Raw genomic sequence first — 21,570 nt, 5'->3', positions numbered from 1 at the left:
GGTTATTGCGCCTTTTCTGTAATCGTTGTTTGCGCTTGTCGCATCAGCGGGCCGAACTGCCGGTAGCACAAGCTTTCCAGCACGATGGCATTGGTGTTGGCGGTAATGGCCTTGTTAGGCTTGCCACTCTCTTCATACACCCCGGAGTACCACCCCTTGTCCGGGTCATGCAGGCCAGCCACCGCCTCTACCAGTTGCTGCGTGTATGGCGTACCGTACAGCGCGTGCCAGCCGAAGGCCGCCTTGGTGCTCAGGCTGCGGAACCTGGAAGCATCCTGACCGCTGTCGGTGATGGTCTGCCAGGTTTTGCCGCCGGTATAGACGGTGTTATAGACGAAATACGGCGCCTCATCGATGTTGTCTTCGCTGACCGCAGTGAGTTTGCCGGTGGCCTGATAGCGTTTTTCCTGCACGGCATAGACCCGGTAGGCGAACTCACGCGAGACCTGATCACCACCGTACTCCAGCCCATCCAGGATATAAGGCTCGCTGACCACATAGTTATGCGCGATGTACTTGGCGGGATCACGGCTGTCGGTCGGCACCGGGATACCGTAGATGTTGACATAGCTCAGATGGGCCGCGTAGTTCATGGCTGTGGAAACATCCTGACCCAGCAGGCCGATGGACTTGGCGGCATACTGTTCGTAACCCAGACGGCCTTCCTGCACCAGCTGGGTTTCGCCGGTGCTGGTCAAGGTGGCACCGAACATCTCGCCTTGCTCGATCAGGGCCGGGAAGGACCAGCGCACCAGCAATTGCTGCACCAGCGCCGTATGCTGCGGGTAATTCCACACCAGCAGGTTCAGCGGCACCAGGATACGGCCGATGTCGATGGCTGACCAGCCTATGCCACGCGCGCTGGGCTGGTTGTTGTAGTCCACCATCTGCAAGGTCTGGGTGTTATAGGATTTATTGGGCAGCTTCCCGTCGAACAGCTGCAAGCCGGCCAGGCTCTGCAACAGCTTGGCCACACGGGCATCGAAGCTGGCACGGTCGATCAAGGCCAGCCGTTCGGCGGAGATCAGTGCCAGCAGATAAGAAGCGGTATCCCACAGCGTGGAGGCCGGGAAGGCATCCGCCGAATTCACCAACCCGGTCTGCGGCTGGTAGTTGTTCTCGAAATAGCGCCAGGCGATGGCGGCCCAGGCACGCTCCTGCTCGGTCAGCACGGCCGTAGGGGCTAGCAGCGTAACCGGCTGCAGCTTCTGCGGCACCGGGTTATGTGCCTGGGCACTGAAAGCGGGTTGCCATTGTTCCAGCCAGATCACCAGACTGAAGGCGACAGCCAGGCCGATAAGGAACACGAAGTGGCTACGGGCTCGGATCAGGTTCTGTTTGAAGCTCATGGTAGTCGCGCTTTCGTCATACGGGGTCGTTGATGTTCATGGGGAACCCGGGCTTGCCTCAGGTCGCGGCCAGTTCGGCTGTGCTCGCCGCTGCAGGCTCAGGCTGCCAGAATGCCGCCAGCACGATACCGCTCAAGGCCACCACATTATTCATGCCCCAGAACGTGTTCACGATCAGGCCATTCAAGGTGTAATCGGCTGCGAACAGCAGATACTGAAGCCAGGCATACAACAAACCCAGCAGGGTCAGCATGATCACCACGAACTGCGGCATCACCAGATGGAAGAAATTACCTTCCTGGCGGTCTTTGGGTGTGGTCGGGAACTTGATCTTCTGACCACGCATCACCGTCCAGATAGCGCGCAGGTTGATCGGAAAGAAAGACAGATAATTGGTCTTGGCCTTGTAACTGGAGATCCCCCAATACGCTGCCATGAACGCGATTTCCGTGGCCACCAGGAAAGGCAGGATATGTTTGTAGAAGTCGATGGAGTAGGCACTCACGGGCGCGATTGCGGTAAACAGGTAGACCAAGGGGGCGATCAGGAAGATCAGGTTCCACACCCCGCCCAGATAAGACCATACCGTGGTCAGGTACATCAGCCGTTGCGGCAGGCTAAGACCAGGACGCATCACCGGATTGTCGTGCACGGCGATGTCCAGCGTGCCACCGGCGTACTTGAAGCGCTGGATGGTCCACGACAGCAAGTCCTGGGGTGACAGCATCTTGGATTCCACTTCCGGATGCATCACCGACTTCCATTTACGGTGCGGGTCGGAATGCAGCACGATGGAGGTGTAGATGTCCTCGGAGACGTGAAAGCGGTAGGGCGTCAGCTCTTCTTCCTGTGCCATGCCCTGCCGCAACAGGCCTGCCGTGCTGGTATCCGCCGATTTCTCGCCGGTCAGACGCTGCATCTGCTTGAGTTGCCGCTGTGACTTGCGCTCGACCTCGTCAGCAAAGCCCTTCAGAGCCGCCTCCATCACCGCGTCGCGGCGGTGGATGGACCCGGCACCGCAACAGAACGAGGCATTGGCCCAGTTCCGCCGACGCTGGATCAGGTCATAGAACATCTTGGGATCATTGACGAACGGGTCCTCACCGAGGCGGATCGGGCCGATCAGCCGCTCCACACCACGCCCCAGCCAGTAGCCGGGGCGGCCCAGTCTACGCTGCAGCGCCACAGGCAGCGGCTTGCCTTCCGGCAGGTCGAAGAACCATTGCGGTGTTTGCACCCAGGCTACATCCGGGTCACGGAAATAACCCAGCGTGTGTTCGAGTATGGTCGGGAAAGGCCGCGTATCGGCATCGCAGATGACGATGAAATCACCGGAGGTCTGTTCCATGGCGTTACGCATGTTGCCGGCCTTGAAGCCGATGTTGTTGCTGCGCGTGAAGTAGCCTACGCCCTCCTCGTCTGCCATCTGCTTCATGCTGGGGCGCCGGCCATCATCGAGTACGTAGATGTTGAGTTCGATGGGATGCGGGTAGGTCACGCGCTTGGCATCGCGCACACTCAGGCGCACCAACTCCGGATCTTCATCGTAGGACGGAAAGAACACGTCCACCTTGAGCGGGCGCTGCTCTGCCGCTTCATCACGCGTACATTCACTGATGAACTGTGGCGGCGGGCGTCTGGGATAATCCTTGACCTTCCAAAGATTGAATGCGAACAATATCAGGCCGATGTAAGCGCCGGTCTCAGCGATCACCAAGGGGATGGCGTACCACAGTGCATCGTAGTTAAGCGAGGCAGTCCAGCGCCAGTGCACATACCAGGCACCTAGCACCAGCGCGATGACGAACAGGCACTGCCACACCGCCTCCAGCACCGGAGAATAGGGCAAGGGCGGCTCCGGGCGCCGCTGTTCGAACTGGTCAAAATAAAACGCCATCACTATGGTCCCGTGTGTGGTTGTCCCTCAGCCGCAAGCGGCCGTGTTCTGCTCAGCGCTTCGATCAGACCGATCAAAGCGGCATTGTAATCAATCGCATATTCGTTCGACGCATAAGCCTGAGCATGGTCGATATAGCTCAACGCGCCTAGGTTCTTGGGGGTGATGCCGTCTTCGCCATGCACAGAAGGCCCACCCACCATGAGGCCGGCGAGTCTGGCATCGCTGTTACGCATGGGAATGTGGTTCGGGTGCTGTACCGAGCGTTGTCCGAAACCGGTCACATAGGCCATCGCGAACGGATTCACACCGAGTAGATAATCTAGCTGATGTGTGGCCGCACGTAAATATTTGGTGTCCGCGGTAAGCCAGTAGGCATACACCAGATTGATGCCTTCCTCGGCGATCAGCTTGTTGGACCCCCACACGAACTGGGTGTCGGCCAAGCCATAAGCGTTGCCATCGGCGGTACGCAAGGCCCGTTCAGCACGGGCCAGCAACTTCTTGCGGATATGTGCACGCGCCGCCTTTAGCGGCTCTCCGCTGCTGCGCTGCAACAGATGCCACAGGCCCAGTGAAGACATGTCCTTCCACTCGAACAAGGTATAGTCGGCACGCGGGATATAGCGCTGTAGGTAGCCCAGGTACTCGGGGCTGGCGGTAGTCAGGTAAAGCTCGCTGGCAGCCGCCAGCCTGTCGTCCCGGTCGGTGGCCAGACTGGGCTCGCGGTCTATGCCAGAGGCAAGATAGCTACCAGAGCCACCATCATCGGCAGGATGGTAGTCGATGGTCTGGTCTTTGACGGCGGGGATGTCCTTTGCCCCGTCTACGCCCTTGCTGCCTTGCAGCCATGTCCAGGCACGGCTGGCGGCCTGCAGGCAGCGTGCCGAAAAGACCGGATCGAACGCAGCGTAGACACGCGCCGCCTGCGCGAGCGTGGCGGCGAACTTGCCCGTATCCGGGCTGGAGACCCCATACACCAGTCGTACTTGATCGTCTTGATGCGGCATGACTTCCTTGGGCCACCGCGCACCTGAGAGCTTGCGATACACTGCGCCGTCCTGACGCTGCATGTTCAGCATCCATTCCAGCTCGAACCTGGCTTCATCGAGCAGATCCGGTACTGCGTTGGCAGATTCCGGGATATCCAGACGCAGGGTGTTGAACCGGTCTGGCGCGGCTTCGTACAGGCTGAGCAAACGGCTTACCGTCACAGCGGCGGTGGCGATGTACTTTCCATAATCACCCGCATCATGCCAGCCACCGTTGGCTGGCCAGGCTTGGCCCTGGCGGTTGATGCCGTCGTCACGCGCGATGCGGCCGTCCAGCGGGTGGCAGACCGGATGCCGCAAGCCGGAGACCGGGTCATGGATGGCCGTGTTGCAGCGCTGCAAGTAATAACTGCGTAATGCCGATTTCATCAGCGCTGCATAAGGCAAGGCCTCGATGCGGAAGCGGCTGGAACGCAGCGCGCCCTGCACCAGCAGATACTCGCCGGAGGTATTGAGTGCGCTGAACTCCACCTGTTGTACCGCAATGCCATGCCCGGCTTTGCGCACCACACCCGGCGTGAGGCTGGCCAGTTCGATCTGGCTGTGTGCATCCAGCACCAGGACTGGCAGGCTAGGTTGCGGGCTGTTGAGCAAGAGGGCACGTTTATGGCCGTGCAGCGTATAGCCCAATTGATTGACTGCGATCGCAGCCGTCAGCGCTGACGTGGGGGCAGTCTGCGCCAGTGCTGGTGCAGACAAGCCCAGGATGGCGAGCATCAGCGGGGCCGGCATCCATCCTCTCATAAGGCCCCCTTGTTACCGGCTGGCTGGCTCGATGGGGCAGTCTGGTCTGGCGCTTGCACCGCGAAATCCAGGCTGTTCTCGCCTAGCAGGCGACCTGTGTTGCTGACCTTCACACGCAGTTGATAGGCACCGGCGGGCAAGCTGGCGAACTGCAGGTCAGCCACCGCCGTGCCGCTGTCCGCTGGCATGGCCACCGCCCAGTGTTGTTCATGATGTCGTTTACCGTCACGCCAGAGCGTCGCCTGGTAGTCGACCTGAGAATAGTCTTGCCAGCTGTCGTTGATGAGCCACAGCCCGAGATTCACGGCTTCGCCCGTGACATAACGGTCACTGCGCCAGGCGATGCTGGGCAACACCGGCTGGTAGGCTTTTTTGAGCGCATGATAGCCCTGTTTAGGCGTACGCCAATAGTCCACCACTCCCCAGTTGATGGACGGCCAGTCTTCATTGAACATGAACTGGAACAAGGCACTGACGGGCGCATAGCGCTGACGTCGATAGGATTCGGTGGCGTACTGGATCACCCTGGCCTGATGCTGCTGGCTGTTGTGGATGAACTGCTGGATATTGTTGCCTTGCTCCACCTTGGCGATGTTGAAGGTCTCGTGCGGCTGAAAATTGTGGAAACTCCATTTCTGCCAGTGCTGCTCGGTGGTCGGCCACAATTCCTCATCACTGAACATGCGCTTCAGCGCGGCCAGATCGGGCAGCGCCTGGGCGCCGTATTCGGTCACCCAGGGTAGCAAGGGCTTGCCCGCATAATCCTGCCAGCGTCCAAAGTACCAGCCCAGCCAGACATGCTCATCGGTGGCGGATTCGCGCCTTACCACGCGCGTGGGGTCCAGGCGGCTCACATCCTCAAACAGCAACTGATCCAGCTCACGGTTCTGATCGGCGCGATAGTTCGGGTATTTGTCACGCATCCAGGGCGCATCCCAGGGCGGCTCGTTGTGCATGGTCCAGGACACGATGGACGGATGCCTGTGGAAATGGTGCACCATGTCGGCGGCCTGACGGCGGGCTTCCCGCACGAATCCGGCCTCATCGCGGTATCCCCACTGCAAGGGGAAATCCTGCATCACCAGCATGCCCAGCCGGTCACAAGCCGCGTAGAACGCTGGCGCTTCGATATGGGCGTGCACCCGGACAGCGTTGATATGCGCCTGCTGCATCAGCTGCAAGTCGCGCTGGTAAGCGGCAGGCGTCATTTCGGCCAGCCACTGGGTGGAAATATAGTTGGTACCGCGGATGAACAGGCGACGGCCGTTGATCTGCCACTGCAAGGTCTTCGGGTCGACCTTCACTTCCCGGAAACCAATCTCGGTGGCGCGCTGCGCGATGAGCCGTCCCTGCGCATGCAAGCGCACTTGCACTCGGTAGAGCCGCGGGTCCCCGTGCCCGACTGGCCACCACAAGGCGGGCTGCTGCACCGCCACCCGCACGGGCAGGATCTGCTCGCCAGCTTGTACGCGGCGCTGCGTGGTGTAGCGGTAGCGCCTGGCTTCGAAGCCGACCGGATCGATGACGATCTCGATCTGGACATCACGTGCAGCGCGCCCAGCCACCTTGAGCTGCAGCGCAGTGTTCAACTGCCAGCCCCAGTCCTGGCGCGTGGCGACCGGTGTGATGCCACGCAGGGAAACCGCACCATCCAGCTCCAGATGGACCGGCCCCCAGATGCCGCCGGTGTTCTGCTCCTGTCCACGCTCGGACCAGGCCCCGCCGGGACGGGTATCGTGATGCGACAGCACGCCTTTGATCAGGCGCTTGTTGAGGGACCAGTCGGCAGGCTGCTCCAGCGGGCTGTCCACCAGGACCAGCAACTCGTTCTGGCCGGTGCGCAGATGACGGCGTACCTCGAATTCAAATGGCTGGAAGTAACCTTCATGCTGGCCCAGATGCTGGCCGTTCAGCCAGACATCGGCACGGTAATCCACGGCAGCGAACACAAGGTGTGCACTGGCATGCTGGAGGGCATCCAGCTGAAAGGTCTTGCGGTACCAGGCACGACCGCTGATGTCGTACCCCTGTCGATACCAGTTGTCCGGCACCTGGATAGCCGTCCAGGATGAACCGGGGACTGGCTTGGCGGCTGCCGTGATCGGCACAGGCTGGAACTGCCAACGCCCCCCCAGATCCAGCCGCTGTGCCGGGCCGTCACTGGCAGCGAGCGCCGGGCTGAGCAGCGTCAGGGCAAGTAATGCGAGCCAGCCTAAGCAAGAAGCGCGCTGTTTACTCCGTGCCATTCAACAACTTCACCAGCACCAGTCGGTTCATCGTGCCGTCACTGAGGTAATCGACATCATCCACCAGCTGGGTCATCAGACGCAGGCCTCGGCCGCTTTCTTCCAGCAGCATGAGGGTGATGGCGTCGTCGTCATCCTGTTCGGCTTTGATCTTTTCGAGCTTTTCCGTATTCATGGTCATGCCTGTGTCCCAGACTTCGATGACCAGGCGCTGCGCGTCAAAACGACCCCGCACTTCCACGGTATGCCCGTCCTGCAGCTGATACGCATGTTCGACGACGTTATTGACGGCTTCGACAACCGCCAGCTCAAGCTGCATGGTCGCGGCCTCCGACATGCCTGCCTGTTCTGCCAGTTGATGCAACCAGGGTGCGACCAGATGAACGTCATCGTAGCTGCTTTTGATCGAGATTCTGTGACTGTCCATAATGAAGTCGCCTGGTTACTTGTGATTGGGAGGGTCTGCACGCATCAGTGCAGCGATTTCCTGCGCCGTGTCGTGCGGCTTTACCGCGTTTCTGACATCGTCCAGCACGAACCCGATGTCTGCGGCTTGTATATCGATCACGGTGTCATCCATGGGGTCGATGCATTTATTACCGAACACGATCTTGCCTTCGAGATGAGCAAGGCCGCTGACCCGCGTGTAGTCCTCGACGATACAATCCTTGAGCAGGGCACCAGACTCCACCACGCAGTTGGCACCGATCACCAGCGGACCGACCAACTTAACGCCGGGCTGGATCTGTGTGCTGCCACCGATATACACGGGGGGTGTGATCTCCACCTGATCGAAATCCACACTGACATTGATGCCGGTATGGACGCCAGGCCGGATCTCGCGACCTGGCATCCTGAAGCCATGCACCTCGCCTTCGAGGATGCTGCGCGTCACAGTCCACACATCCTGCACATTGCCGATGTCCAGCCACTGGAACGGCAGCGCGATGCCATAGAAGGCTTTGCCAGCACTGGCCAGGGCCGGGAACAGCTGGCCGCCGATGTCGTACTCTGTCGCAGACGGGATGTAATCCAGCACTTCGGGCTCAAAGATGTAGATGCCGGTGTTGGCCATATTGGATACGGCCTGCTCGGGTGCGGGCTTTTCCTGGAATTGCAGGATGCGTCCATCGTCATCCAGCTTCACCACGCCATACTTGAACACTTCTTCGGGTGGCACCTCGCGGATGATGATACTGACGATGGCCTGTTTCTCACGGTGGATGCGCAGGGCTTCGGTGAGGTCCAGATCGATCCAGGCATCCCCGCACACCACCACGAAGGTCTCATCGAAGAAGCCGGAGAAATCCTGGATCTTCTTCATGCCACCCGCCGAACCCAGCGGGCAGCCGGTGGCCACCCCATCCACGAAGGAGCCCTCGTAGGAATACGCCATCTGTACACCGAATTGCTCGCCGTCACGGAAGTAATCTTCGATGACCGGCGCAAGGTGACTGGTGTTGACCATGATCTGGGTCACGCCATGCTGCTTGAGCAAAGCCACGATGTATTCCATCACCGGCTTGCGCACCAGCGGTATCATCGGCTTGGGAATGTCATGGGTGATGGGCCGCACCCGTGTTCCCTTGCCCGCCCCCAGTATCATGGCTTTCATGGCCGCTCCCGATCAGCTATTCAATTTGGCGACAGCATCGGCTTCGCTGGCAACGATCACGAACACCCGGTCCATGCGGGTCAGTTTGAACAACTCGGCCACGATGCCGGTCGCGCCGCATAGCACCAGATCACCACGTGCGCCCACGGTCTTGAGCACCGCGACCACCGCACCCAGCGCACTGCTGTCCATGAACTTGACCGCTGTCAGGTCCAGCACCAGCCGGGTCTTGCCTGCCGCGACCGCATCCACGAAGAACTGCTTGAACTGCACCACCTTGGCGGCATCGAAGCGCTCCTGATTGAAGCTGATGCAGCTCACCCCGTCGACCGTTTTTTCATCGAGGAACATAGATATCGTCTCTTTCTAATTTTTGAATGGGTGCACTATCCCCGTTGAACTCCAGGATCAGGCAACTCACATCGTCATTGAATGGTTGGCCCAGACCCCGCCAGTTTTTCACCTGCTCATAGATCGCCTGCTTGCACTGGTCCAGCGCTTGGTCGTGCATGATGCGGAACAAGGATTTCAGCTTTTGCTGTCCGAACACCGAATGCTTGGCATTCTCGCAATCGGTCACGCCATCCGAGTAAACGCACAAGCGGTCACCACGCTTCAAGCTCAGCTGGACCGCTTCATAGCTGGCATCTTCCACCAGCCCGATCGGAAAACCACCTTCGCCCAGGCATCGTATGTCACGGCCACCGGCTGACATCAGCAAGGGGCAAGGATGCCCGGCCTGCACCAGCGCCAGCTCACCAGTACGCGTATCGATGATACCAAACAGCATGGTGAAGTATTCGCCAGTATCGGTCTTGCGCATGTAACGGCTGTTATACAGGGTAAGAAAGGAGGTGGCTGTTTCGGATAAATCACCAAAATGGGCCAGCAACTCGGCGATATGGGCCGTGGAGGCCAGCATGTCGTTGTGCACGGTGAATGCATGCATGGCCGCTGTCACGCCGTGACCGGAAACATCCACGGCATAGAACATCACGCGATGCTCGTCCACCTGGAAATAATCCATGATGTCGCCGCCTACATGGTTGGAGGCCTCGAAGAACCATTCGAACCGGACATTGCAGATCGTCGTCGGGGCGGGCAGCAAGGCAACCAGGGTATTGCGTGCTTCGGCAAGCTCCTGCTGCAGTTTGTGGTGTGATTCCGACAACGAGGCATGCAGGTCTGCCTTTAAGCGCATGTCACGCCGCAGGAAGCGGTCTGCGAACAGCAGGCTGCTGGCGATGATGATGAACAACACGATCAGTGCCGCTTCAAGCTTCAGGTAATAATCATGTTCGGAAGCACGACGGCTTTGTAGCAATGCAGCTTCAGTCGCCAACATGCCATCGAACAGCCCAAGGATCTCGGCATCGTCAAAGATCAGCGTCTTGGCCTGTGCTGCCTTGATGACTTCGTCCGGGGTAAGCGTGCCACGCAGACTGATGAGCTTGCGATGACTGCCAGTACGATCACCGATCAGTTGCAGCAGCGTTTCCAGCTTGCCTTGCTGCTGCTGACTGTCCGACATGAGGGTGGTCAGTTTGACCATGGACTGGTTCAAGCCCAGATAAGCCCGGTCATAGCGCTTCAGGTATTCTTGTTCGGCACTGAGCTGATAGCGCAGGTGATACAAAGACAAGTTGTTGAAATGGAACTTGGAATCCGCGATCTGCAGCATCACCGCTTCGGTGTGCGAGACCCATTGTGTGCTCTGGTTCAGGGATTGTTTGAGCAACAGTGCGCCGACCAGTACAGCGAACGAGAGCAAGGTAGGCGCAATCAATATCATCGACACCTTGGTCTCGATATCGATCTGACTAAACCACGATTTGAGCCTGGAATTGAGGTTCTGAATGGCCATCTACATCCGAATACAGTTCAGGTAGGCTGACCATCAACATGATGGTTGCCATGACGAATCTAACCATATTCAGCGGCTAATTGAACAGCGCTCAGAAAAAATTACAGCAAATCTTTACGCCTCAACTGCATGCATACAACAGATATCCCGGCCGTGATGGAACAGGGGGTCAGTCGCGGCGGATGCGGTACATGGCCAGGCTACCCAACAGGTTGGGCAGGCGGTGCACCGCCTCACCGTTGGTGATGACGCGCCGCTCCAGCACCTGAATGTGGTGATTGACACAGAATTCGTCAAAATCCTTGATGGTGCACAAGTGCACGTTAGGCGTGTCGTACCACTGGTAGGGTAGCTCTTCAGACACTGGCATCTGCCCGGCGATCAGCTGCATGCGGTGACGCCAATAGCCAAAATTCGGGAAGGTGACGATGGCTTCACGGCCGACGCGCAACATCTCCTGCACGATGCCCTCGGTGTTGCGCATGGCCTGCAGGGTCTGCGACAGGATGACCACATCGAAGGAACGCGCCTCGAAACCGGACAGGCCGGCCTCCAGGTCCATCTGGATCACATTGACGCCGTTGCCCATGGCGGCCAGGCAGTTGGCATCGTCTTTCTCCACGCCATAGCCGCGCACTTCCAGCGATTGCCGCAGGAACTGCAACAGGCTGCCATCACCGCAGCCCAGGTCCAGCACCTTGCCACCGAAGGTCATCCAGCCTGCGATGATGGCAAAATCCTGCCGGAACTCGGCGCTATTCAGCGGGCTGGTCATGATGCAACTCCTGTATCAGCAGCACTGCGACTAGCGTCATCCGCTGCACTCAGCACCGTACCCAGATAGGTACGCAGAATGGCGTGGTAATGCGGATCCGGCATCAGGAACGCATCGTGGCCATGTGCCGCGGTCACTTCGGCATAGCTGACCGACAGCTCGTTATCCAGCAGCGCCTTGACGATCTCGCGTGAGCGCGCCGGCGAGAAGCGCCAGTCACTGGTGAAAGACACCACCAGGAATTTGGCTTTGACCCCGGCCAATGCCGCCGACAAGTCGCCACCATAAGGCAGCGCCGGGTCGAAATAATCCAGCGCACGCGTCATGCGCAGATAGGTATTGGCGTCGAACTCGCCGGCGAACTTGTCGCCCTGATAGCGCAGGTAGGATTCCATCTCGAATTCCACATCGAAGCCATATTTGATGTTGCCGTCGCGCAGCTTGCGCCCGAACTTGGCGCCCATGGCGTCATCGGACAGGTAGGTGATGTGGCCCAGCATGCGCGCGATGCGCAAGCCACGGCGCGGCACCACACCCTGCGCGTAATAATCGCCACCGTAGAACTCCGGGTCAGTGATGATGGCCTGGCGTGCCACTTCGTTGAAGGCCATGTTCTGTGCGGTGAGGTTGGGCGCCGAGGCGATCACCAGCGCATGACGCACACGCTCCGGGTAGGCCAGCGTCCACTGCAGCGCCTGCATGCCCCCCAGGCTGCCGCCGATCACCGCGGCCAGCTGCGAGATGCCCAGATAATCGGCCAGCCTGGCTTGTGAATTGACCCAGTCTTCCACGGTGACTACCGGGAATGCGGCACCCCAGGGCTTGCCAGTAGCAGGATTGAGGGTGGCCGGCCCGCTGGAGCCATGACAGCCACCCAGATTATTGAGGCCGATCACGAAGAATTTATTGGTATCCAGCGGACGCCCCGGGCCGATCAGGTTATCCCACCAGCCCGGATACTTATCCTCCTCGCTGTGCTTGCCCGCCACATGGTGGTGGCCGGACAGGGCGTGACAGATCATGACCGCATTGGAACGGTCGGCATTCAGAGTGCCATAGGTCTCGTAGACCAGGTCGTATTGCGGCAGGATCTCGCCGCTTTTCAATGCCAGCGGTTCGCTGAAATGAGCGATTTTTGGCGCGACGATGCCGATAGAAGTAGATTCAGACATGCGCGGATTATACTACGCCTTATGCATAGCAAACTCTCGGCCTATCAAGGCATTGCGCCGGTTCTGGCGGCTGGCGTGTACGTTCATGACAGCGCCACCGTCATCGGTGACGTGCATGTTGGAGAAGATGTCTCCATCTGGCCCGGCGTGGTGATCCGTGGCGATGTGAACCATATCCGCATCGGGCGCGGCAGCAATATCCAGGACCTCTCCGTGCTGCACGTCAGCCACAAGAGCGCCGCTGACCCGCAAGGCTCGCCCCTGATCGTGGGCGATTACGTCACCGTGGGGCACAAGGTCATCCTGCACGGCTGCACCATACAGAATGAATGCCTGATCGGCATGGGCAGTATCGTCATGGACAAAGCGATCATCGAGAACCAGGTGTTACTGGCGGCGGGCAGCCTGGTGCCTGAAGGCAAGGTGCTGCAAAGCGGGCATCTGTACATGGGCAGCCCGGCGCGGCAGGTGCGCGCCTTGACCGCAGACGAAGTCGCGTATCTGCGCTACTCTGCCGACAATTATATCGCGCTCAAAAACCATTACCCGGAATCGACGACGCCTCGCTGACGGGCGTGGCGCGATGCACGCGACCAGCCCAGCCAGCGCTTAGTGCTTGCGTGTATAGCGTGCGCTCATAAACTGCTGCCACACGCCACCTTCTCCCAAGGTGTACGAAGTCAAGCGGCGCTCACCTTCATTGACGATCTCGATCACGTCACGGTATTGCAGGACCTTGCCTGGCGCAGTGAAATCCGGTCCGCTGGTACTCAGTGTCAGGATACGGCCTGTAGTATCCAGCTTTCCTTCGTACACCCATAGATGGCTCATCATCGAGCCTAGCCAGGTACCCACATAGACTTGCTTGACCGGGTCATACCCCAAGGTCATTTGCATGGTGGCAACACCCCCGCCCGGCATCTCGCCCTGCCCACTAAGCTGCACCCAGAAATCGCCCAACATACGGCCGGTTTCCGTACTTTTGAACTGTTGAGCGGCCTGCCCTGGCTCGCACACTCCCTCGGATTCACCTTGCCACTCACCTTGCAACTGCTTTAACCAGTCATGTTCTGGACCAGGCTGCATCTCCATACGGCCTCCTGAATGAAATATAGATAGATCGTTGTCGAATCTAGCGCTGGTTGCCATCATGTTGCGAGCTTGATTGAACAGGAAACATGCTAAGCCCTGAAAGGTGTGATGACAACCATGCGAAGAGCGCAGCCAGTGCAACTAGGCGTGGTGAGCAGGATGCCAGCGGGCTGTCAGTTCAAACTCGCCGACTCAAACTCCCGGTTCAAATGAGAACAAAGGTGTGCAGCGCGAGGTCAAGCTGCCTTGCGCAGCGTCAGGTTGATGCGGACATTGCCCAGCAAGGGGTGTGAACCAGGCTTGACCGGCAGCACGCCATGGTAGCGCAGCCTGTCCTCCCCACCCCACACCAGCACATCGCCATGCTGCAGCGGCACACGCATGGCTTTGTCGCTGCGGCGGGCACCTCCCCACAGGAACACCGCCGGCAGGCCCAGCGAGACCGACACGATGGGCTGATTGAAATCCTGTTCGTCCCTGTCCTGATGCAGTCCCATGCGCGCGCCGGGTTGATACTGGTTGATGAGGCAGGCATCGGGCACGAAGTCCGCATAGCCGGCTTGCGCAGCTGCCTGGGTGGCCAGTTGCAACAACACCGCTGGCATAGGTGGCCAAGGCTGATTAGTGTGCGGGTCACGTTCGCTGTAGCGGTAACCACGCCGGTCACTGATCCAGCCCAGCGCGCCACAACTGCTGGTCAACACCGACATGGGCTGACCGCCGGGTGTGACCATCTGCCGCAGTGGCGCGTGTGCCAACGCGTCTGCGATACCTGCCAGCAGTACGGATTCTTCTGCCAGGGCATTACCGTGCAGCCAGACACTACCGCTGCCCAGACGCGTGGATTGAGACTCAGACTGCCATAGCGACAAATCCATGACCTCTGCACCACTCTCGCTGTGTTTTCTGCTGTTGCTGCAATGCTGTTCCAATCACTAAAATGGCGGGGCCGCCGCTTGCCGGAGCTTGATCAGCCGCGACCGCTGTGCGCCATGATCGCGGCATGAAAGTTCGCCACGGCATGCTGCATCTGGCCATCTTCAATCAATTGCGCCAGCGTATTGTGCTCACCGTGCTTGCCAGCCAGCAATGACACATTGGGCAAGTCTAACAGGCGCTCGGCATGTGCCACGTCAAAGCGGCAGGTCGATCCATAATGGCAATGCACCACCGCATGGGGGCTGCGAGCCGCCAGGCCAGGCAGCACATCGTGTGGAACACTGGCTCCGCGGGCCAGGATACGCTTGAGTATGGAAGCACGGCCGCCGCCTGATTCTTCAAGATTGGGCATCTTGGTGTGCGGCGACAGGGCCAGAGCACCTGCAGCAGGCATTTCGCCTGCATAAATCAGCGCGCCTGTCGCATTCAGCGAATACCCCATCAGACCATAAACCGGATAAGAAAGCGCCTGCAACTGTTCCGCCAGAAGCTGCTGGGATGCCGGTCGATTGAACAAGTTCGTACCAAAACCGAACAGGCCGCCCAGACGTGAGCGGTCTATGACCCGCACCAGGGAGATCTTTTGCTCACGCAGCATGGATAACACGATCTCGAAATCAAACATGATCTCTTTGGCGGGGCCGGTGATCCAGACGATGCAGCTATCATGACCAAACCGGTAATGGTGGATAGCGCCATCATCAAACATCTCATCCGGGCGTGAATGGTGCTGGGCCACTGCAAACTGGCTGGCTGGAGCCGTGCTGACTTCTTCAACACGCTGAGCCAGCTGCCGGATCTCTTCATGATCATCCGGCAAGGCTGCGGATTTAAGGATCAGCCCCTGCAGGCGCTGCGCCTCCTGCCAGACCCCCAGCTCAAGCAGTCTATGGGCAAACTGTATGCGCAAATGCGCGCCTTCTTCACCGGGCGTGGCGTTCAGCATGATCGATATTGCCTGACGGTACATGCCCATGCGCAGCGCGATCTCGATACGCCGCTTGATACGTTGCTGCTTTTTCAACAAGGACAGGCTGGCTGAGCTCGCGCGCAGCTCCTCCTCGGACACCGCAGCAGGCAGACCAAAGTGCACCAGCAGGGCATTACGCTGACGTGGCTGACTGAGACCGTCCGATATCGCGGTGAGCAGCTCTGCTGAACGCAGCCTGAGCTCTGCAGGCAGGGCTGCAATCAATTCCTCCAGGAACTGAATGCCTGTCTTTGGAATGTTGGCAACCACCAGACCATCAGCATGCTCAGCCAGGTCGGATGGCCGATAAACACGCAAAAGCGCCACAGCAAACAGCTTGAAACTGGCATGGACTGGAACCGACGCTGCGACGGACTGCAATTGCAACAATGAATCAAAACTGGCAGTGGCTGCACAGGCATACAACCAACGTGAATACTGCTTGACCCCGCTCACCGCGCCGGGACTGGCTTGCATCAGCACGAGATAAAAACCGAACTGGCGATGCGTATAAGCAAGCTCGGCCAGCTTGCGCAAACCGGCTTGCGAAATAGCGCCCTCGCGCAAACAGCGTTGCAGCGTCAGGATGGCATCCTGTTCACGCTCAAGACTGAGCTCGGCCGCACACTGCATCAAGCGCATGGCAGACAGCTGGTCCGTTTCGGTTGCGGTCATCTGCGCCAGAATGGCCAGGCATTCAGCCAGCTTTCCACTTGCGCGTGCGGCCTCCGCTTTCAGCATGTGGATGGCAAAGCCGGATTTACCCGTATAAGCCGCCAACCAGTCATCGGCCTGCGCATAGGCTTTGACTGACAACGCCAGCCGCACCGCCGACATCAGAATACCGGCCGAATTCCTCTGCAAGGTTATGGCCTGTTCAAGCGCCGCCAGGCCCGCCGCCATGTCATTCACCTGTAAAGCCTGCCGTGCCTGATCGACCAGGCTTCTGGCTTGCGCCATCGAAACTGCCAACATCATTTTATCCATGTGCCCCAAGCCACTAGTTCATATCATCGCGGATTATTATGATTTTTTATACATCGTTTTATCCCTGCTGATAACTACCCAACATAATGGGTTTCATGTTCATAAAACCCGTCACTGTCACGAAACCGGCACAGCCACACATGATGCTGGCGGGGATCAGACAGCCCAGCGGCGTCTGTCATCATGTTTCACTGCATAAACATAGATATAGACAACTCGCCCTGCTTGATGTCTATATATTGTGTTTTTAATGGTTGACACCCACCATACCTTCCGCGCTATAGTGACAACACTACGGTTCTCGGTGCTGTTTCCAGCATCGGATTAAAAGGGAATCCGGAAGCCCTGTATCCATTTCAACTCATGCCCAGCGCATCGGTTGCGCTGCACACAAGGCCAAGCCGGAGCTGCCCCCGCAACTGTGATCGGCGAGCCTGTTGTCCATCTAGCGTCACTGGGAGTGTTGTATAACTTCCGGGAAGACCGACAACCTGCATAGACCCGATAGCCAGGAGACCTGCCGTGGATTTTCATCAACGTTTGAGGCGGGGTGTCCTCGGCACGGAATTGGCGCGCGCTGTCTACGCGGTGACCGCCGCTTCTTTGTAGTCTCCAGTCGCTGACATGCTGTGCTGCCGGAGCCGTCCCCCGCCCTTTGACAGGGAGCCCCACATGGACGACACCGTATTTTCCAGCCCGCATGCCGCCACACTGCAAGTCATCCGCCGCAATGGCAGCGTGGTGACCTTCGACGCCGACAAGATCACCCTCGCCTTACACAAAGCCTTCCTTGCCGTGAACGGGCAAAACAAGGTATCCAGCCATCTGCGTACGCAATTGCAGACGCTGACGCAGACCGTGCTGCAAGCGCTGATGCGCCGCCTGCCATCCGGTGGTGCCGTGCACATCGAAGACATCCAGGATCAGGTGGAACTGGCACTGATGCGCTCCGGCGAACACGATGTGGCGCGCGCCTATGTGCTGTACCGCGAGAAACGCGCAGCCGAACGCAGCCAGCAGCAGGCCGCAACACCCACGCTGCACATGCTGTGCAATGGCCAGCGCCAGCCCTTGCAGCCTGCGCTGCTGATCGCGTTGGTCAGCGACGCCTGCATAGGCCTGGGCGACGCGGTACAACCCGCCCGCGTGGTGGATCAGGCCCTGCGCGACCTGTACGACGGCATCCCCTTCGACGAAGTGCGCCGTGCCCTGATCCTGTCTTCACGCAGCCTCATCGAGCACGAACCCGCTTACAACCAGGTCACCGCGCGCCTGCTGCTGGACCAGCTGCGTGCCGAAGTCCTCGGCGAAGCCACCCCGCATGCCGCCATGCACCAGCGTTATGCCGAATACTTCAGCGACTACATCCGCATCGGCGTCAATGCCGAGCTGCTCGACGAGCGCCTTGCTCAGTTCGACCTGCAACAGCTGGGGGCTGCGCTGGAGGCCGACCGTGACCTGCAATTTGCTTATCTGGGCCTGCAAACCCTGTATGACCGTTATTTCCTGCACATCGAGGAACGCCGCATCGAGCTGCCGCAAGTGTTCTTCATGCGCGTGGCCATGGGCCTAGCCATCAACGAGATCGACCGCGAAACACGCGCCATCGAGTTCTACCGCGTGCTGTCCAGCTTCGATTTCATGAGCTCCACGCCCACCCTGTTCAACAGCGGCACGCGCCATTCGCAACTGTCCAGTTGCTACCTGACCACGGTCAGCGATGATCTGGACGGCATCTATCAGGGCATCAAGGAGAACGCACTGCTGCAGAAATTCGCAGGCGGCCTGGGCAATGACTGGACCCCGGTACGTGCGCTGGGCTCGCGCATCAAGGGCACCAATGGCAAGAGTCAGGGCGTGATCCCCTTCCTCAAGGTGGTCAACGACACCGCCGTTGCCGTCAATCAGGGCGGCAAGCGCAAGGGTGCGGTATGTGGCTATCTGGAAACCTGGCATCTGGATCTGGAAGAGTTCCTGGACCTGCGCAAGAACACCGGCGACGACCGCCGCCGCACTCACGACATGAACACCGCCAACTGGATCCCCGATCTGTTCATGCAGCGCGTGCAGGCCAATGCCGACTGGACATTGTTCTCACCCTCCGACGTGCCCGACTTGCATGACCTGTACGGCAAAGCCTTCGAAACCGCCTACTGCCACTATGAGCGCCGTGCCGACAATGGCGAGATCAAGCTGTTCAAGCGCGTACCGGCCGTGCAGCTATGGCGCAAGATGCTGTCCATGCTGTTCGAGACCGGCCATCCGTGGATCACCTTCAAAGACCCATGCAACATCCGCTCGCCGCAGCAACACGTGGGCGTGGTGCATAGCTCCAACCTGTGCACCGAGATCACCCTGAACACCTCGGACACCGAGATCGCCGTGTGCAACCTGGGCTCGGTCAACCTGCTGGCCCACCTCAAGGCCGAAGGCGAAAGCTATGTACTGGATCAGGACAAACTGGCCGCCACCATCCGTGTGGCGATGCGCATGCTGGACAATGTGGTGGACATCAACTTCTACGCCGTAGGCAAGGCACGCAACGCCAACTACCGTCATCGCCCGGTGGGTCTGGGCATCATGGGCTTCCAGAATGCCTTGCATGCCATGCGCGTAGCCTACGCCTCGCAAGCCGCGGTGGAGTTCGCGGACCGCGCCATGGAAGCAGTGTGCTACCACGCCTACCTGGCCTCCACCTATCTGGCCGAAGAGCGCGGTGCCTATTCCAGCTTCAAGGGCAGCCTGTGGGATCAGGGCATCCTGCCGCTGGACACGCTGAACCTGTTGTCCGATGCACGCGGTGGTGCTGTGGAGGTGGACCGTACCGCCACGCTGGACTGGGATGCTCTGCGCAGCCGTATCCAGCAAGTGGGCATGCGCAACTCCAACTGCGTCGCCATCGCGCCAACCGCCACCATCTCCAATATCGTTGGCGTGTCGGCCAGCATCGAGCCGGAATACCAGAACCTGTACGTCAAATCCAACCTGTCCGGCGAGTTCACCGTGGTGAATGAACAACTGGTGCAGGACCTGAAAGCGCGCGGCCTGTGGGATGACGTGATGATCTCCGACCTCAAGTACTACGACGGCTCGCTGGCTGCCATCGCCCGCGTACCGGCCGAGCTCAAGCAGCTGTATGCCACGGCCTTCGAGGTGGATCCGGTATGGCTGGTGGAAGCCGCTGCGCGCCGCCAGAAATGGATCGATCAGGCGCAATCGCTGAACCTGTATTTCGCTGCACCTTCAGGCAAAAAACTCAATGACGTCTACATGCTGGCCTGGTTGCGTGGCCTCAAAACCACCTACTACCTGCGCTCGCTGGGGGCCACGGCGGCCGAGAAATCGACCGGCCAGGGCGGCGAACTGAATGCAGTGTCGTCATCGGTGACGGCACCCGCAGAAGCCGAGCCTAAACAGTGTTTGATTGATGACCCGGAGTGCGAAGCCTGCCAGTAATGCGAATGGGTAAGTCGCGCTGAACATCCTGACCGTCATTCCCGCGCAGGCGGGAATCCAGGCAAGTCTGAAAAGCAGACGAAGCTTGAGACTAATCGCTGGTTATATTTACTTCGTTAATTAGGACTGGATTCCCGCCTGCGCGGGAATGACGAAGTGGATGCAAGGAGGGGCAGGGTTTGCAATGTCGAGAATTAGAACAACGGTTTGCCACAACAAATACCGCAAACTTTACCAAGAACAGGAAACCAATATGTTGAATTTTGAAGAAGCCATCATCACCGCCCCTCCGGCCTCGCCGCTGGAAAAAGCACCTGAGTTGCCCCTGGCGCCACTAACATCCGTGCCGCCAACGCCGCTGGTCGCCGCCAACCAGCCCTCCGCCAGCGGCCGCGTCAATGCCAACGACAAGCGCATCATCAACGGCCAGACCGATGTGAATCAGCTGGTGCCGTTCAAGTACCACTGGGCCTGGGACAAATACCTGGCGGGCTGCGCCAACCACTGGATGCCGCAGGAGGTATCCATGAGCCGCGACATCGCACAGTGGAAGGACAGCACCGCGCTGAGCGCCGACGAGCGCCTCATCGTGAAGCGCAATCTGGGCTTTTTTGTCACCGCCGATTCGCTCGCCGCCAACAACATTGTGCTGGGCACCTACCGCCACATCACCGCGCCCGAATGCCGTCAGTATCTATTGCGCCAGGCCTTTGAAGAGGCTATCCACACCCACGCCTATCAGTACATCGTGGAAAGTCTGGGGCTGGACGAGAGCGAGATCTTCAACGCCTACCAGGAGATCCCCAGCATACGCGCCAAGGATGATTTCCTGATCCCGTTCATCAACACGCTGACCGACCCCGAGTTCAAGACCGGCACGCAGCACAGCGACCAGCAACTGCTGCGTTCGCTGATCGTGTTCGCCTGCATGATGGAAGGCCTGTTCTTCTATGTGGGCTTTGTGCAGATCCTCGCGCTGGGCCGCCAGAACAAGATGCCGGGGGCCGCCGAGCAGTATCAGTACATCCTGCGCGACGAATCCATGCACTGCAATTTCGGTATCGACCTCATCAACACGCTCAAGCAGGAGAACCCGGCGCTATGGACGCCCGCCTTCCGTGAGGAGATCCGCGACCTGATGCAGCAAGCGGTGGAGCTGGAATACCGCTACGCCGAAGACACCATGCCGCGCGGCGTGCTGGGCCTGAACGCCGGCATGTTCAAGGAATATCTGCGCTTCATCGCCAACCGCCGTCTGCAGCAGATCGGCATCGATGCGCTGTATCCGGGTGCCAGCAACCCGTTCCCGTGGATGAGCGAAGTGATTGACCTCAAAAAGGAGAAGAACTTCTTTGAGACCCGGGTCACCGAGTATCAAACGGGTGGGGCGTTGAGCTGGGATTAAAAAGCGG

At 59.2% G+C, this 21,570-nt stretch carries 16 protein-coding genes and 1 riboswitch; of the genes, 3 read left to right on the top strand and 13 right to left on the bottom strand.

The features are described from left to right. Positions 1 to 2 precede the first annotated feature (2 nt). The 10 genes from ED236_RS04455 to metX all read right to left on the bottom strand — a co-directional run bounded on the left by ED236_RS04455 (position 3) and on the right by metX (position 12,714). Entirely contained in the window at positions 3 to 1,349 is a 1,347-nt protein-coding gene (locus ED236_RS04455) for a DUF3131 domain-containing protein (RefSeq protein WP_123236768.1), read from the bottom strand. A 58-nt stretch (positions 1,350 to 1,407) separates the two neighbouring features. Next, on the bottom strand, positions 1,408 to 3,246 hold the full coding sequence (locus ED236_RS04450; protein ID WP_123236767.1) for a glycosyltransferase family 2 protein: 1,839 nt from the start codon (positions 3,244 to 3,246) through the stop codon (positions 1,408 to 1,410). A 2-nt stretch (positions 3,247 to 3,248) separates the two neighbouring features. Next, positions 3,249 to 5,030, bottom strand: a complete 1,782-nt coding sequence (locus ED236_RS04445; RefSeq protein WP_162299580.1) for a glycoside hydrolase family 9 protein — start codon at positions 5,028 to 5,030, stop codon at positions 3,249 to 3,251. A gap of 8 nt (positions 5,031 to 5,038) precedes the next feature. Next, positions 5,039 to 7,288, bottom strand: a complete 2,250-nt coding sequence (locus ED236_RS04440; protein WP_123236765.1) for a glycoside hydrolase family 2 protein — start codon at positions 7,286 to 7,288, stop codon at positions 5,039 to 5,041. Continuing rightward, on the bottom strand, positions 7,275 to 7,715 hold the full coding sequence (locus ED236_RS04435) for an ATP-binding protein (protein ID WP_123236764.1): 441 nt from the start codon (positions 7,713 to 7,715) through the stop codon (positions 7,275 to 7,277). The genes ED236_RS04440 and ED236_RS04435 overlap by 14 nt, the downstream gene beginning before the upstream one ends. Before the next feature lie 15 nt (positions 7,716 to 7,730). Next, positions 7,731 to 8,903, bottom strand: coding sequence for a nucleotidyltransferase family protein (locus ED236_RS04430; protein ID WP_123236763.1), 1,173 nt, complete (start codon positions 8,901 to 8,903; stop codon positions 7,731 to 7,733). Between the two features lie 12 nt (positions 8,904 to 8,915). After that, positions 8,916 to 9,254, bottom strand: a complete 339-nt coding sequence (locus ED236_RS04425) for an STAS domain-containing protein (protein ID WP_123236762.1) — start codon at positions 9,252 to 9,254, stop codon at positions 8,916 to 8,918. Then, complete coding sequence (locus tag ED236_RS04420; protein WP_123236761.1) at positions 9,241 to 10,767, bottom strand: SpoIIE family protein phosphatase; 1,527 nt, start codon at positions 10,765 to 10,767, stop codon at positions 9,241 to 9,243. The genes ED236_RS04425 and ED236_RS04420 overlap by 14 nt, the downstream gene beginning before the upstream one ends. Before the next feature lie 169 nt (positions 10,768 to 10,936). Beyond that, positions 10,937 to 11,542, bottom strand: coding sequence for a methionine biosynthesis protein MetW (gene metW, locus ED236_RS04415; RefSeq protein WP_123236760.1), 606 nt, complete (start codon positions 11,540 to 11,542; stop codon positions 10,937 to 10,939). After that, positions 11,539 to 12,714, bottom strand: a complete 1,176-nt coding sequence (metX, locus tag ED236_RS04410; protein ID WP_123236759.1) for a homoserine O-succinyltransferase MetX — start codon at positions 12,712 to 12,714, stop codon at positions 11,539 to 11,541. The genes metW and metX overlap by 4 nt, the downstream gene beginning before the upstream one ends. Before the next feature lie 21 nt (positions 12,715 to 12,735). Between metX and ED236_RS04405 the strand changes: the two genes are divergently transcribed. After that, a complete protein-coding gene (locus tag ED236_RS04405; protein WP_123236758.1) occupies positions 12,736 to 13,284 on the top strand; it encodes a gamma carbonic anhydrase family protein in 549 nt (182 codons plus the stop codon). Positions 13,285 to 13,323: 39 nt separating this feature from the next. Here ED236_RS04405 and ED236_RS04400 read toward each other — a convergent pair whose 3' ends face one another. The 3 genes from ED236_RS04400 to ED236_RS04390 form a co-directional block, all read right to left on the bottom strand. Further along, positions 13,324 to 13,806 (bottom strand): DUF1579 domain-containing protein, encoded by a 483-nt coding sequence (locus ED236_RS04400; protein ID WP_123236757.1) that lies wholly within the window; start codon positions 13,804 to 13,806, stop codon positions 13,324 to 13,326. 236 nt (positions 13,807 to 14,042) lie between these two features. Then, on the bottom strand, positions 14,043 to 14,684 hold the full coding sequence (gene alkB / locus ED236_RS04395) for a DNA oxidative demethylase AlkB (RefSeq protein WP_123236756.1): 642 nt from the start codon (positions 14,682 to 14,684) through the stop codon (positions 14,043 to 14,045). A gap of 92 nt (positions 14,685 to 14,776) precedes the next feature. Continuing rightward, complete coding sequence (locus tag ED236_RS04390) at positions 14,777 to 16,675, bottom strand: hypothetical protein (protein WP_123236755.1); 1,899 nt, start codon at positions 16,673 to 16,675, stop codon at positions 14,777 to 14,779. 312 nt (positions 16,676 to 16,987) lie between these two features. After that, positions 16,988 to 17,241, top strand: a riboswitch (cobalamin riboswitch). Between the two features lie 133 nt (positions 17,242 to 17,374). Here ED236_RS04390 and ED236_RS04385 point away from each other — a divergent pair. Next, a complete protein-coding gene (locus ED236_RS04385) occupies positions 17,375 to 20,158 on the top strand; it encodes a ribonucleoside-diphosphate reductase subunit alpha (protein ID WP_123236754.1) in 2,784 nt (927 codons plus the stop codon). Between the two features lie 253 nt (positions 20,159 to 20,411). Next, the gene (locus tag ED236_RS04380; RefSeq protein WP_123236753.1) at positions 20,412 to 21,563 is read left to right on the top strand and encodes a ribonucleotide-diphosphate reductase subunit beta; all 1,152 of its coding nucleotides are present in this window, start codon (positions 20,412 to 20,414) and stop codon (positions 21,561 to 21,563) included. Positions 21,564 to 21,570 lie beyond the last annotated feature (7 nt).

It is taken from the genome of Pseudomethylobacillus aquaticus, assembly GCF_003730115.1.
Classification (GTDB): domain Bacteria; phylum Pseudomonadota; class Gammaproteobacteria; order Burkholderiales; family Methylophilaceae; genus Pseudomethylobacillus; species Pseudomethylobacillus aquaticus.
Note: the sequence above shows the minus strand (reverse complement) of the source record. Positions and strands in the feature narration are given on the sequence as shown.

Excerpts from the sequence above, each read along its gene's own strand:
- ED236_RS04450 (WP_123236767.1), bottom strand. The coding sequence starts at position 3,246 with ATGGCGTTTTATTTTGACCAGTTCGAACAGCGGCGCCCGGAGCCGCCC.
- ED236_RS04435 (WP_123236764.1), bottom strand. The coding sequence starts at position 7,715 with ATGGACAGTCACAGAATCTCGATCAAAAGCAGCTACGATGACGTTCAT.
- ED236_RS04430 (WP_123236763.1), bottom strand. The coding sequence starts at position 8,903 with ATGAAAGCCATGATACTGGGGGCGGGCAAGGGAACACGGGTGCGGCCC.
- ED236_RS04405 (WP_123236758.1), top strand. The coding sequence starts at position 12,736 with ATGCATAGCAAACTCTCGGCCTATCAAGGCATTGCGCCGGTTCTGGCG.
- ED236_RS04440 (WP_123236765.1), bottom strand. The coding sequence starts at position 7,288 with ATGGCACGGAGTAAACAGCGCGCTTCTTGCTTAGGCTGGCTCGCATTA.
- ED236_RS04380 (WP_123236753.1), top strand. The coding sequence starts at position 20,412 with ATGTTGAATTTTGAAGAAGCCATCATCACCGCCCCTCCGGCCTCGCCG.
- ED236_RS04390 (WP_123236755.1), bottom strand. The coding sequence starts at position 16,675 with ATGGCGCAAGCCAGAAGCCTGGTCGATCAGGCACGGCAGGCTTTACAG.
- ED236_RS04455 (WP_123236768.1), bottom strand. The coding sequence starts at position 1,349 with ATGAGCTTCAAACAGAACCTGATCCGAGCCCGTAGCCACTTCGTGTTC.
- metX (WP_123236759.1), bottom strand. The coding sequence starts at position 12,714 with ATGTCTGAATCTACTTCTATCGGCATCGTCGCGCCAAAAATCGCTCAT.
- ED236_RS04425 (WP_123236762.1), bottom strand. The coding sequence starts at position 9,254 with ATGTTCCTCGATGAAAAAACGGTCGACGGGGTGAGCTGCATCAGCTTC.
- ED236_RS04420 (WP_123236761.1), bottom strand. The coding sequence starts at position 10,767 with ATGGCCATTCAGAACCTCAATTCCAGGCTCAAATCGTGGTTTAGTCAG.
- ED236_RS04445 (WP_162299580.1), bottom strand. The coding sequence starts at position 5,030 with ATGCCGGCCCCGCTGATGCTCGCCATCCTGGGCTTGTCTGCACCAGCA.
- ED236_RS04400 (WP_123236757.1), bottom strand. The coding sequence starts at position 13,806 with ATGGAGATGCAGCCTGGTCCAGAACATGACTGGTTAAAGCAGTTGCAA.
- metW (WP_123236760.1), bottom strand. The coding sequence starts at position 11,542 with ATGACCAGCCCGCTGAATAGCGCCGAGTTCCGGCAGGATTTTGCCATC.
- ED236_RS04385 (WP_123236754.1), top strand. The coding sequence starts at position 17,375 with ATGGACGACACCGTATTTTCCAGCCCGCATGCCGCCACACTGCAAGTC.
- alkB (WP_123236756.1), bottom strand. The coding sequence starts at position 14,684 with ATGGATTTGTCGCTATGGCAGTCTGAGTCTCAATCCACGCGTCTGGGC.